This window comes from Actinomyces sp. Marseille-QA0893 (genome assembly GCF_976954355.1).
Genome location: NZ_CDRJSY010000005.1, coordinates 173,374 through 186,410, shown reverse-complemented (window position 1 = coordinate 186,410; position 13,037 = coordinate 173,374). Strand labels below are relative to the sequence as shown.

At 55.9% G+C, this 13,037-nt stretch carries 11 protein-coding genes and 1 tRNA gene; 3 read left to right on the top strand and 9 right to left on the bottom strand.

All coding sequences use genetic code 11. The features are described from left to right. The first annotated feature begins 25 nt into the window (after nucleotides 1-25). Together ACWNMW_RS07340 and ACWNMW_RS07335 are read left to right on the top strand one after the other, a co-directional pair. The gene (locus ACWNMW_RS07340; RefSeq protein WP_449490485.1) at nucleotides 26-1,036 is read left to right on the top strand and encodes a LacI family DNA-binding transcriptional regulator; all 1,011 of its coding nucleotides are present in this window, start codon (nucleotides 26-28) and stop codon (nucleotides 1,034-1,036) included. 101 nt (nucleotides 1,037-1,137) lie between these two features. Then, complete coding sequence (locus tag ACWNMW_RS07335; protein WP_072455935.1) at nucleotides 1,138-2,538, top strand: NAD(P)/FAD-dependent oxidoreductase; 1,401 nt, start codon at nucleotides 1,138-1,140, stop codon at nucleotides 2,536-2,538. Nucleotides 2,539-2,616: 78 nt separating this feature from the next. Here the strand turns inward: ACWNMW_RS07335 and ACWNMW_RS07330 are convergent. Both ACWNMW_RS07330 and ACWNMW_RS07325 read right to left on the bottom strand, forming a co-directional pair. Next, nucleotides 2,617-2,690 (bottom strand) — tRNA-Val (locus ACWNMW_RS07330). 142 nt (nucleotides 2,691-2,832) lie between these two features. Beyond that, the gene (locus ACWNMW_RS07325; RefSeq protein ID WP_034501667.1) at nucleotides 2,833-3,231 is read right to left on the bottom strand and encodes a DUF3052 domain-containing protein; all 399 of its coding nucleotides are present in this window, start codon (nucleotides 3,229-3,231) and stop codon (nucleotides 2,833-2,835) included. Nucleotides 3,232-3,509: 278 nt separating this feature from the next. Between ACWNMW_RS07325 and aceE the strand changes: the two genes are divergently transcribed. Continuing rightward, nucleotides 3,510-6,242: a pyruvate dehydrogenase (acetyl-transferring), homodimeric type gene (aceE, locus tag ACWNMW_RS07320; RefSeq protein ID WP_314212040.1), complete on the top strand. Its 2,733-nt coding sequence runs from the start codon at nucleotides 3,510-3,512 to the stop codon at nucleotides 6,240-6,242. A 180-nt stretch (nucleotides 6,243-6,422) separates the two neighbouring features. On the opposite strand, the gene aspA is transcribed toward aceE, so the two are convergent. The 7 genes from aspA to ispG all read right to left on the bottom strand — a co-directional run bounded on the left by aspA (nucleotide 6,423) and on the right by ispG (nucleotide 13,003). Next, nucleotides 6,423-7,835, bottom strand: a complete 1,413-nt coding sequence (aspA, locus tag ACWNMW_RS07315) for an aspartate ammonia-lyase (RefSeq protein ID WP_314212041.1) — start codon at nucleotides 7,833-7,835, stop codon at nucleotides 6,423-6,425. 65 nt (nucleotides 7,836-7,900) lie between these two features. Continuing rightward, nucleotides 7,901-8,251, bottom strand: coding sequence for a phosphopantetheine-binding protein (locus tag ACWNMW_RS07310; protein ID WP_314212043.1), 351 nt, complete (start codon nucleotides 8,249-8,251; stop codon nucleotides 7,901-7,903). 3 nt (nucleotides 8,252-8,254) lie between these two features. After that, nucleotides 8,255-8,755, bottom strand: a complete 501-nt coding sequence (locus tag ACWNMW_RS07305) for a DUF3145 domain-containing protein (RefSeq protein ID WP_295892576.1) — start codon at nucleotides 8,753-8,755, stop codon at nucleotides 8,255-8,257. A gap of 151 nt (nucleotides 8,756-8,906) precedes the next feature. Continuing rightward, nucleotides 8,907-9,398 carry a peptide deformylase gene (gene def, locus ACWNMW_RS07300; RefSeq protein WP_034501483.1) on the bottom strand — a complete coding sequence of 164 codons (492 nt, stop codon included), beginning with the start codon at nucleotides 9,396-9,398 and terminating at the stop codon, nucleotides 8,907-8,909. Nucleotides 9,399-9,403: 5 nt separating this feature from the next. Further along, nucleotides 9,404-11,209 (bottom strand): proline--tRNA ligase, encoded by a 1,806-nt coding sequence (locus ACWNMW_RS07295; protein WP_449490484.1) that lies wholly within the window; start codon nucleotides 11,207-11,209, stop codon nucleotides 9,404-9,406. 66 nt (nucleotides 11,210-11,275) lie between these two features. Further along, entirely contained in the window at nucleotides 11,276-11,785 is a 510-nt protein-coding gene (locus ACWNMW_RS07290) for a hypothetical protein (RefSeq protein WP_295892567.1), read from the bottom strand. Nucleotides 11,786-11,866: 81 nt separating this feature from the next. Continuing rightward, complete coding sequence (ispG, locus tag ACWNMW_RS07285; protein WP_072455957.1) at nucleotides 11,867-13,003, bottom strand: flavodoxin-dependent (E)-4-hydroxy-3-methylbut-2-enyl-diphosphate synthase; 1,137 nt, start codon at nucleotides 13,001-13,003, stop codon at nucleotides 11,867-11,869. Between the last annotated feature and the right edge of the window lie 34 nt (nucleotides 13,004-13,037).

Here is a 13,037-nt window from a genome sequence, read left to right as displayed (position 1 = left end):
GATCACACCTTAAGGGAGTTTCGCAATGGCGCGTTTAACAATCCGCGATATCGCCCGCGAAGCAGGGGTTTCCCGAGCAGCAGTCTCCTTTGCCCTCAACGATCGCCCCGGCGTATCGCCGAGTACCCGAGCAAAAATTCTTGACATCGCAGCCCGAATGGGATGGCGACCAAACGCAACTGCGCGGGCGCTGTCTTCCTCGCGCTCAAATGCCATCGGCCTCGTTCTTCAAAGACCACGCGTCAATAACTCATCCGAAAGGTTCTTCTTTGACTTGATCACCGGAGTCCAAGAAGCACTAGATAGCACAGGCATCGACCTACTTCTCCGCCTCTCACACTCAATGGAGGAAGAACTTCGGGCCTATCAGGAGTGGTGGGCACAGGGCCGCGTGGATGGCGTCATCGTTGTTGATCCTCGAGATGGTGACCCACGCCCCCAAAAACTCAACGAGTATTCTCTACCCACCGTTGTCATTGGCCAGAAGTTTGACAAATGCGGCGCAGTAATCGCTGATGACGAACTGATTATTCGCCTCCTCGCTGAACACCTCTTTGAGCAGGGATGCCGACACATCGCCTTCGTGTGCGGATCTCCCTCATTCACTCACATCCAGCAGCGCATCGCCACGCTGCAGCGCCTCGCTCAAGAACGAGGCGCACGGGTTACTGTCTCGCCCGAAAACGAATTTTCTGAGGCCGCGGCACTGGAAGCGACGCGAGCGCTCCTCGACGGTCCCTCCATGCCCGAGGGGATCATTTTCGCGAATGAAATCCTCACGCTAGGGGGTTTCCAAGCCATCGCCCAGAGCGGATTGAAGACCGGAAGAGACATTAAAATCTGCTCCTGCGAAGACTCCCCCATGCTCCGCATGTTTTCTCCTGCGGTTACCGCGATTTCACGAAACCCTGCAACGATGGGGCATACGGGCGCACAGCTTCTTTTGGAACAGCTCCAGGGAGAAGAAGCTCGGACGGTCTCCGATCAAGACCCTCAGCTGGTCGCGCGAGCATCAACCCTGTCATCCCAGAGTTAGTCGCAGAAAAGTCGAAAGACTATAACGAGCACCACGCATCCGCCTCTAGCACAGCATTTCGCATTTTAGTAAGATTGACCTTACCTAATTAAGGAAGGTCAATGTCTCGTCATCACATCGTCATTATCGGTTCCGGTTTCGCTGGGCTCACCGCCGCACGTCGTCTTAAGCATGCGGATGCGGATATCACGCTTTTAGCACGAACTTCCCACCACCTTTTCCAGCCGCTCCTCTACCAGGTCGCAACAGGAATTTTGTCAGAGGGAGATATTGCCCCCACGACCCGCGAAATCTTACGCAAGCAGAAGAATGTTCGCGTGTTACAGGCTTTGGTCGAAGATATTGACGTCGAGAACCGCATTGTTCGGTGGCGTAACCACAACGAATACAACGAAACTTCCTACGACACTCTCCTTGTCGCAGCGGGCGCTGGACAGTCCTACTTCGGTAATGACCACTTTGCCGTGTTTGCACCAGGAATGAAGACTATCGATGATGCGCTCGAACTGCGCGCGCGCATTTTTAGCGCTTTCGAACAGGCAGAGATCGCCACAGATCCAGCCGAAATTCAACGACTGCTTACTTTTGTTGTCGTTGGTGCAGGTCCTACCGGTGTTGAAATGGCCGGCCAAATCCGAGAACTTGCTTCGAAAACTCTCAAGGGTGAATTCCGTCAAATTGATCCCACGCAGGCTCGCGTGATCCTCGTCGACGGAGCCCCCTATCCCCTACCGCCCTTTGGAGAAAAACTCGGGCAGAAGACTCGAAGCGAGCTTGAGAAGCTCGGCGTCGAGATGAAGATGGATGCCTTTGTGACGAATGTCGATGCAGATGGCGTCACATTGAAGTACAAGTCCGGGGAAGAAGAAACGATCGAATCCGTCTGCAAGGTCTGGGCGGCAGGTGTGTCCGCGAGTCCCTTGGGAGCTCAACTTGCCAAGGCAACAGGTGCCCAAGTTGATCGCTCAGGACGCGTCGAAGTCAACAAGGACCTTACCCTTCCGAACCACCCCGAAATTTTCGTCCTTGGTGACATGATGGCTTTCCCGGGTGTTCCGGGAGTTGCTCAGGGCGCCATTCAATCGGCGCGTTTCGCTGCAGACACCGTACGAGCACGCCTAGCCGGTCGCGCGCCCAAGCGCACAGAGTTCTCCTATTTCGACAAGGGCTCAATGGCGACGATCGCACGTTTCAAAGCGGTCGTCAAAATGGGCAAGGTGAGTCTGACCGGTTTTACAGCATGGGTTTCATGGTGCTTCCTCCACCTGCTCTATATCGTCGGATTCAAGTCCCAAGTAGGCACCCTGGTCAATTGGTTCTTCAGCTTCCTCTCCGGAGCACGCTCGCAAAGGACCACAACAAACCAGCAGCTCGTCGCACGCCTCGCAATGGAACAGCTTGGAAGTGGCGTATCTGGAAAGCTGGTGGCCGGTGAGGACGTCGTGGAGGAACTGGTTCATTCTGCTCAAGACGAGCACAGCGAATCTGAGCCGCAATCCTAGGTCTGCGCGCAAGAGGTTCTCTTGCATCGCAATACATGAAAGGACCGGAAGCATTCGCTTCCGGTCCTTCTCATTGAGTGGGCCCTACCGGGCTCGAACCGATGACCTTCTGGGTGTAAACCAGATGCTCTAGCCAACTGAGCTAAAGGCCCAAAGCGCGCCCAGTGTTGAACGCACCAGTACAGCATAGAGTACAAGCAGCTATTACTTGGAATCAGATGCTGTGAGATTCATTGCGCGCATGTAAAACATGCGGCACGCACTGCCTTGCCGAGACAGTATCGCGCGAAATCCTCAGCGGGTCCTTGAACGAGCAGTAAGACGAATCCCTGCCCATTCCGGCGCAAGCGCACTTGCAGAAGTCGCGTGAAGACCGGCTGTATGTGCAGCCTCTTCAACATCGGAAACAGGAACTGCACCAGGACGGCCCGGCTTGGGAATAAGCACCCAAATCAAGCCACCGTCATCAAGATTCGACATGGCATCGACCAGGAGATCGGCAAGATCTTCTTCTTCAGCGTCTTCCGCGCGCCACCACACGATTGTTCCGTCAACGACATCTTCGTAGTCGGGATCAACTAGCTCGTTGCCGCATTCCTCCTCAGCGAGTTGGCGCAAGCTCTGATCCGCATCATCGTCGAGATAAAACTCTTGAATAATCTGGCCCTTTGTGAACCCTAGTTTGACACTCACCGGAGTTCCCCTTTGAGCCACGACATTGTCAGTGTTTCTTCGCTTATCACGGGTCTTATCGTAATGCACTCAGAGCAATAATTTTCTCTTTCTCCATTTTCCGGTCATTTTCCCAGTGTCACGGAAATTATCACCGCAACAAATGAGGCAAGAATCATGGGCCAGAAGTCCTATTCTCGCTCGCTTTTTCTGTCCCGAGGGACGAAAATAGACCCGTAACCACGAGGGCGTGTCCGATAAAACGCTTCCATTAACCAACCAGAGGAGTTCGAGATCAAGTGAGCGAGAACCATCCCGTTGTCAACGGCCTATTGAGCCAGGTTCCCGATAACGACCCTGCTGAAACCTCCGAATGGGTCGAATCCCTAAGTGGTCTCATCGAGGAAAAGGGCGGTCCGCGCGCACGCTACATCCTGCTGCACATGCTGGATGAGGCAAGGCGCCAGGGCATTCAGCTCCCCCAGGAATACACGACTCCCTACGTCAACACCATCCCCGTTGACCAGGAACCTTACTTCCCCGGCGACGAGGCCATGGAGCGCCAGTACCGCCGCTGGATCCGTTGGAATGCAGCCGTTCAAGTGACGCGCGCACAGCGCCCCGGCGTCAAGGTTGGCGGACACATCTCCTCCTACGCCTCGGTCTCCACTCTTTATGAAGTCGGCTTGAACCACTTCTTCCGCGGAAAGGATCACCCCGGCGGCGGCGACCACGTGTTCTTCCAAGGCCACGCCTCCCCCGGCCCCTACGCACGCGCCTTCATCGAGGGACGTCTCTCCGAAGAACAGATGGACGGTTTCCGCCAGCAAGTTTCCACCGCGCACGGCCTCCCCTCCTACCCGCACCCGCGTCAGCTCCCCGAGTTCTGGGAGTTCCCGACGGTGTCGCTGGGTCTTGGCCCTGCCGAGGCCATCTACCAGGCATGGTTCGACAAGTACCTTCACCTGCGCGGCATCAAGGACACCTCACTCCAACACACCTGGGCTTTCATCGGCGATGGCGAAATGGACGAACCCGAGTCCCGTGGCATGCTCCAGCTGGCAGCCCAGCAGGGCTTGGACAACCTGACCTTCGTCATCAACTGCAACCTGCAGCGTCTGGACGGCCCGGTCCGCGGTAATGGCAAGATCATTCAGGAACTGGAAGCCTTCTTCAAGGGCGCCGGCTGGAACGTCATCAAGGTGATTTGGGGCCGCGGATGGGATCAGCTGCTCGCTTCCGACAAGGACGATGCCCTTGTTCACTTGATGAACGAAACGCTTGACGGCGACTACCAGACCTTCAAGGCTAACGACGGCGCCTACATCCGTGAGCACTTCTTCGGACGCGACCCGCGTACCAAGGCCATGGTTCAAAACTGGACCGACGACCAGATTTGGGCATTGCAGCGCGGCGGCCACGACTACCGTAAGGTCTACGCTGCATACAAGGCTGCGATGGAACACACCGGTCAGCCCACCGTCATCCTCGCACACACCATTAAGGGCTACGCTCTGGGCAGTCACTTCGCTGGTCGCAATTCGACGCACCAGATGAAGAAACTGACCTTGGAAGACGCAAAGCAGCTTCGTGATCGTCTGCAAATCCCCATCACAGATGAGGAACTCGAACGCGATCCCTACATGCCTCCCTACTACATGCCGCCGGCAGATCACCCGGCTCTGCTCTACATGAAGGAACTTCGTGAAAAGCTGGGCGGCTGGGTGCCCGAGCGTCGAGACCACCAGCCTAAGCTCCCCGAGCTTCCCACCAAGCCTTTCGAGGCTCTTTCCAAGGGCTCAGGCAAGCTTGAGGTGGCAACGACCATGGCTTTGGTGCGCCTCATTAAGGATCTCATCAAGGATAAGAATGTCGGCAAGTACTTCGTGCCGATTATTCCCGATGAGGCTCGTACCTTCGGTCTGGATGCGATCTTCCCCTCTGCGAAGATCTTTAATACGACGGGGCAGGCATACACTCCGGTTGATGCGGACATGATGCTCTCCTACCGTGAATCCGAGCAGGGCCAGGTTCTGCACACCGGTATCACCGAGGCCGGAAGTGCTGCAGCCTTCCAGGTAGTCGGTACCGCATACGCGACCCATAACCTCCCCATGGTCCCCTTCTACATCTTCTACTCGATGTTTGGTTTCCAACGCACAGGCGATCAGTTCTGGGCTGCCGGCGATCAACTTTCGAAGGGCTTCGTCATTGGCGCGACTGCTGGTCGCACCACCCTGACGGGTGAAGGCCTCCAGCACATGGATGGTAATTCTCAGGTGCTCGCGGCAACGAACCACGCCTTCGTGTGTTACGACCCCGCTTATGCCTACGAATTGCGCCACATCATGAGCGATGGCCTGGAGCGCATGTACGGTGATGCAGGCGGACGCGACCCGAATGTCATGTACTACCTGACCGTCTACAACGAACCGATCCACCAGCCCGCGGAGCCGGAGAACCTCGACGTTAACGGTCTAATCAAGGGAATCTACCGCTTGGATGACCACCAGAACTTCGGAGGCCCCAAGGCACAGCTCCTTGCCTCCGGTGTCGGTGTTCCGTGGGCACGTGAGGCCCGCGAACTGCTCGCCCGCGATTGGGGCGTTGACGCTGCGGTGTGGTCGGTCACCTCGTGGACAGAATTGCGTCGAGAGGCCTTGGAGGCGGAAGAATTCAACTTCCTCCACCCAAGTGAAGCGGCACGCACCCCCTTCATTTCCTCTCAGTTGCAGGGAAGCGAAGGACCCTTCGTGGCTTCTTCTGACTTCGATCGCATGCTCCCTGACCAGATCCGTCAGTGGGTCCCGGGCGACTACCACGTGCTGGGCGCGGATGGTTTTGGCTTCTCGGATACCCGCCGTGCTGCGCGCCGTTGGTTCCATATCGATGCTGAGTCGATGACTGTTCGAGTCCTCAAGGCTCTGGCTGACCGCGGACAGATTGATCGCTCCCTCGTTCAAGAGGCGATCGACCGCTACCAGCTCTTCAACTACTCGATCTCCGGAAACGATCACGCCGGCGACGAGTAAAGATCCTCTCGAAGGCTCATATTGACCGATGGGCAGTTGATGTAAGTGGGTGCGGATCCCAAACGGGATTCGCACCCACTTTTGTCATTGATCCAACTTTTCACTCATACATGCAAATAGCGTGAGACGCTGCTACCCGGGGCGCAAACTCCTCGGGTAGCAGCGTCTTATCAAGACTAATCAGTCGACGTGAGCGCCCCTGTAATGCGGGTTTGCAAGGTTCTCCGGCGACAAAATCGCTTCGACTTCTTCGTCAGAGAGAAGCCCCATCTCTGCGATAACTTCTCGCACAGTCTTCCCCTCAGCAGCGGCGCGTTTCCCAACGATGTCACCCAGATGGTGTCCGATCACGTCATTGAAGTAGGTGACGATGCCGATCGAGTTTTCGACGTAGGCTCGGCACACATCGGCATTGGCAGTAATCCCCTTCACGCAACGCTCACGAAGAGTGTCACAAGCGTTGACCAGAAGATCGATCGATTCAAAGATCGCCTGAGCGATGACCGGTTCCATCACGTTGAGTTGCAGCTGGCCGGCTTCAGCAGCCATCGTTACAGTCTGGTCATTTCCGATGACTTTGAAGCAGACCTGATTGACGACCTCGGGAATGATGGGATTGACCTTCGCTGGCATGATAGATGAACCCGCTGCCATTTCTGGAAGGTTAATCTCGTTCAATCCTGCGCGCGGACCGGAGGCAAGCAAGCGCAAATCATTGCAAATCTTCGAAAGCTTCACCGCGGTACGCTTGATCGCTGCGTGCATCGAAACGTAAGCGCCAGTATCCGACGTCGCCTCAACCAAGTGGGTTGCTGCCTTTACTCGAGCCCCACTGATCTGAGCCAAATGACGCACGACTGCTTCCTGGTAACCCGCAGGAGTATTAAGCCCAGTGCCAATAGCGGTTGCACCCAGGTTAGTTTCAAGAAGCAACTCCGAGTTCGCCTCGAGACGCGGATCCTCTTCGCGCAAGGTCACTGCAAACGCTGTCATCTCCTGTCCAAGAGTCATGGGAACAGCATCCTGAAGCTGCGTACGACCCATGGTGAGAATGTCGTGGAATTCTTCTCCCTTTGCGTCAAAAGCCCCTGCGAGGTCTTCGATGGCAGTGCGCAGTCTTTCGACTTTACCGTGCAAGGCTAGACGGAATGCCGTTGGATAGGCATCGTTGGTGGACTGCGAGTGATTGACGTGATCGTTGGGATTAATGACCGAGTAATCCCCTCGAGGCAACCCCATCATTTCGAGTGCGCGGTTAGCGATGACTTCGTTCGCGTTCATATTGACGCTTGTCCCCGCGCCGCCTTGGAACTGATCGATTGGGAATTGGTCCATGCATGAACCATTCGTCAAAATGTCATCACACGCGGCAACAATCGCATCCGCAGACTTCGCGCTAATCACACGCAATTCGCGGTTCGCCAGCGCACAGGCTTTCTTCACTTGGACGATGGCACGAATCAGTTCAGGAACTTGATTGATACTGCGGCCGCTGATCCGATAGTTCTCAAGAGCTCGCAGGGTATGAATCCCCCAATACGCATCATCGGGAACCTCACGCGTGCCCAGCAGATCTTCTTCGATACGTGCCACCTGTTATCTCCTTGATTCAGTGCGTCAGCTATGGCTCTCTTTGATTTTAGGACACGAATTGAGAACTAGTGAGTCAGCTCATCGACGCTAGCGAAGATATCCCCAAAAGTGTGCCAGTCAGCAATGATGGCGTCCTCAATACTGATGTTCAGTTCATGTTCAATTGCCGTGACAATCGCATAGAGAGAAAGAGTATCGAGGTCGAGCTCCTCCAATGAAAGGCCATCGTGGAGCTGAGATTCCTCGATAGAAGTATGTGCACGCACCGCACTGACGACGACCTCGCGAACATGCGCACTTCTTTCTTCTTGCGCTTTCTCGCGTGCCCCCTCGATCGCGTCTACGGGAGTATTTTCGGCATTCGAGGCCAAGGCTTGACCGAGTGCATCTCCTAGGAGATCGCCAATGGTCCCCATCCGTCAGCCCACTCGATTCAGCCAGCGTACGGGAGCACCCGCACCAGCATGACGGAAGGGTTCAAGTTCATCGTCCCATGCCTGGCCAAGAGCAAGATCTAATCCTTCACGCAGTTCCTCATAGGAAGTGGCGTTTTCAATTGCAGCGCGAACGCGATCCTCGGGAACAACAACATTGCCCACGCTATCCATTTGGGCGTGGAAGATTCCCAAAGACGGCGTGTGAGACCACCGGCCAGCATCGCATGACGGGCTTGCTTCTTCGGTCACTTCGTAGCGCAGATGTTCCCAACCGCGAAGCGCAGATGCGAGGCGGGCTCCAGAACCGGCACTGCCCACCCACGAGTATTCGCTCCTCAACATCCCGGGAGCAGCTTCTTGCGGAGTCCACTGCAAGTGAACTTCAGTTCCCAAGGCAGCACCAACGGCCCACTCGATGTGCGGACAAAGAGCAGGCGGGGTTGAGTGTACGAAAAGTACACCGCGGGTATAGGTCCCTCGCATTGTGGCCTCCTGTGTTTGAGGATCGTCTTCCCCTACGTCCTCTTACGTCAATGCCACAAACAAACGGTGTGAAGCTATTCTAACCTAAAAACTGCGGCGGATCCCAGAGGATCCGCCGCAGTTGCGCGAGATAGATACTCACATATTGCTTTTAGTAGTTCTGCTCACGAATCTCGCGCAGCGCGCGCTTGCGAGTCTTACGATCCAAGCGATCAATGTAGAGCATCCCGTCCAAGTGATCACATTCGTGTTGAAGACAACGAGCCATAAGCTCCTCGCCTTCAACGACAACAGGCTTGCCATCCAAATCGATGCCCTCCACACGCGCATACCATGCACGCTGAGTGGGGAACCACAACTGCGGTACAGAAAGGCAGCCCTCGTCCCCGTCTTGATACTCATCTTCACTGAGTTCAACGATCCGGGGATTAAGCACGTAGCCGATCTCGCCGTCAATGTTGTAAGAAAAGGCGCGCAGCCCAACACCGATCTGATTCGCAGCCAAACCAGCGCGACCATCCATATCCACAGTTTCGAGGAGATCTTCAACCAGCGCCTTCACGCTCTGATCAATATCGCGAATGGGATCACAAGGAGTGCGCAGGACCGGATCACCGATCACTCGAATCTCGCGAAGAGCCATTTACTTCACCTTCCCAAAAGATCACGATGGATCTGCTCGATACGCTCCACCGCAGATTCGACCGGAACTTCAAAAGACTCCCCGCTCGCGCGCAGGCGAATCTCAACCTTGCCTTCAGCAAGGCCTCGTCCAACGACGACCGAAACCGGGATACCCACGAGCTCGGCGTCCGCGAACTTCACACCTGCGGAAACCTTACGACGATCATCAAAAAGGACGTCCAAACCATCGCGGTCCAGGGCCGAGGAAATCGATGCCGCAGTATCGAAAATCTCGTCTGTCTTACCCGTGGCCAGGACGTGTACGTCGAAGGGAGCGATATTCGCGGGCCATGCCAGACCACGCTCATCGCTGTTGGTTTCTGCAAGCGCGGCCAGAACACGAGAGACACCGATTCCATAGGAACCCATAGTGACGACCTGGCTCTTACCGTTCTCGTCAAGCACCGTCAGTCCCAAGGACTTCGCATACTTGCGTCCCAGCTGGAAGATATGACCGACCTCGATGCCACGTTCCAGGTGCAGAGGACCAGAACCGTCGGGAGCAAGATCCCCCTCACGGACTTCAGCAGCCTCGATCGTTCCATCAGCCGTAAAATCACGACCCATGGTCAACCAATAAACGTGCTTACCGGGAGTATTCGCACCCGCAATCCACGTCGTTCCATCAACAACGCGAGGATCAACCAGGAAACGGATCCCGCCAACCGGGTTGCCGTCTTCATCCAGATGACGTGCGGGAGAGTTCGGACCAGCGGCCATGGGACCGATGTAGCCCGGAACCAACTCGGGGTACTTCGCCAAGTCTTCCGGTGTCGACATTTCCACCTCAGCGGGAGCAACCGAGGCCTCGAGGCGCTTCATATCAACGTCACGATCCCCAGGCACGCCGAGCAGCACAACCTCGCGCTCCCCATCGGGATGGGTCAAGGTCACCACAAAGCTCTTCAATGTATCCGAGGCCTGCCACGGACGATCCTCACGCGGATAGAGCTCGTTCGAGCGCTCCACCAGAGCATCGATCGTCGGGGCATTGGGCGTCTCACGCATTTCAACCGCAGGAATACCGTCGAAAGGAATCGGCTCCGGCGCGGGGGTCACCACGGCCTCGGCATTAGCGGCGTAGCCACCAGGGGAACGCACGAAAGTATCCTCACCGATCGGGCTGGGATGAAGGAACTCTTCGGAACGAGAGCCGCCCATCGCACCCGACATCGCTGAGACAATGACGTATTCCAAGCCCAGACGCTTAAAGATACGCTCGTAGGTATCGCGTTCATTCTGGTAGGAAACATCCAGCGCGGCATCGTCGATATCGAAGGAATACGCATCCTTCATGACAAACTCACGGCCACGGATCAGACCTGCACGCGGACGCGCTTCATCGCGATACTTTGTCTGGATCTGGTAGATGGTCAGAGGAAGATCCTTGTAGGAGGAATACTGATCCTTCACCAGGAGGGTAAACATCTCCTCGTGGGTCGGGGCCAGCAGGTAGTCCCCGCCCTTACGATCCTGAAGCTTGAACAGCGTGGGGCCATACTCGTCCCAGCGATGTGTTTCCTTGTAGGGATCCGCCGGGAGAAGCGCAGGAAGATGAACTTCCTGAGCGCCCATCGCATCCATCTCTTCACGAACGATGTCTTCAACCTTACGCAACAGGCGCAGGCCCAAAGGAAGCCACGTGTAGATACCAGGAGCTGTACGACGAATGTAGCCAGCACGGACAAGGAGCTTATGCGAAATTACCTCGGCATCAGCCGGGTCTTCACGCAAAGTACGCAGAAAAAAAGAGGAAAGAGTTCTTAACACACCTCAATCCTAAAGCACGGCGGGCACAGGCACGAAGCCTGCACCCGCCGTGGCATATTGTTCAGCTCACAAAGCCTCTGCTGCTTCCTTCAAATCACGCAGCATCGACATGGTGGAATACGACTCAGCGCACACTCCAGCCCACAGGCGCCACGCAGGAACAGACTCAGTTGCCTGATGACGCTCACGCAGGTGCAGGCGAGTACGATCGTTGGCCTCGGGAAGAAGAGCAAAAGTACAGGTACCGGTGTAGTCCTCAACCTGGTCTTCCCACTCAAGGTTGCTTCCGGGGGCAGGAACGCGAATAACCAAGCAATCGTTTTCCTGGCGGATCAACACACGACCGTCTTCATCCTCTTCAAAAGCAGCGTCCAAAACTTCCCAGACGCGCGTCGGAAGAGCATCGATAACGACCGAGCGATCGACGACGACATCAGCGTTAGGCAGCTCAAGGTCTCCGGGCAGAGAAACCGCGGCCTCGGAACGGGTCAATCCGATACGGCGCGGGAAACCCGTCGCGCAAATCGCACCCGCACACCCCAGCACGCCCAGAGCCAATACGTGACGAATCTTCATAACAATCCCCTTCATTGAAGCGGTAGTAGCAATTGTTTTCTTTGTAGTGAAGGATACGTGAAGCGCAATCGCGCAACTCCCCTAGCGGATGATGGGCATGACCTCGACAGAGCCTTCCCCTTCTTCCAAGCCCATTTCTTCAGCCAAAAGATTAGCGTGCTTGATCAAGGTCGGGACGATGTCGTCTTCGGGAACGGTCTCAACAACTTCTCCGCGGATAAAAATCTGTCCCTTGCCATTTCCCGAGGCCACACCCAGGTCAGCTTCACGAGCCTCGCCGGGGCCATTCACCACGCAGCCCATGACGGCAACGCGAAGGGGAACAGTAAGGTCCTTGAGGCCTTCAGTGACATTTTCTGCCAGCGTCCACACGTCAACTTGGGCACGCCCGCACGAAGGACACGAGACGATCTCAAGAGTCTTCTCACGCAGCCCCATAAATTCAAGAAGCTTCGTGCCAACCTTGACTTCTTCTACGGGAGGCGCAGAAAGAGAGACGCGAATAGTATCGCCGATTCCATCGGCAAGAAGGACACCGAAAGCCGCACAGGACTTGATTGTTCCCTGGAATGCGGGGCCGGCCTCGGTCACTCCCAAGTGAAGAGGCCAATCGCCTTTCTCTGCGAGAAGACGGTAGGCCTGAACCATCGTGAGCACATCATGATGCTTGACGGAAATCTTGAAATCGTGGAAGTCATTTTCTTCGAAGAGCGACGCTTCCCAAACGGCAGACTCAACCAGGGCCTCGGGAGTTGCTCGGCCATACTTCTTGAGAAGGCGCGGATCCAAAGACCCAGCATTCACACCGATACGCAGTGACGTTCCATGATCGGAAGCCGCGCGGCAAATTTCCTTCACCTGGTCATCGAACTTACGAATGTTTCCCGGGTTCACGCGAACTGCACCACAACCGGCCTCGATCGCCGCGAAAACATACTTCGGATTGAAGTGGATGTCGGCGATCACGGGAATACGGGATTGCTTAACGATAATCGGGAGCGCCTCAGCATCCTTATCGGTCGGGCAGGCAACGCGGACAATATCGCAGCCCGCTGCGGTTAGCTCTGCAATCTGCTGCAGTGTCGCACCGATATCGTGTGTTTTCGTTGTCGTCATCGACTGAACAGAAACGGGAGCCCCACCACCGACGGGTACATCCCCCACCATGATTCGACGAGTCTTTCGACGCGGAAACGGGCTTTCGTGGACGCTCGGCATCCCTAAGTTAATCTCAGTCACCTTGTTATTATCT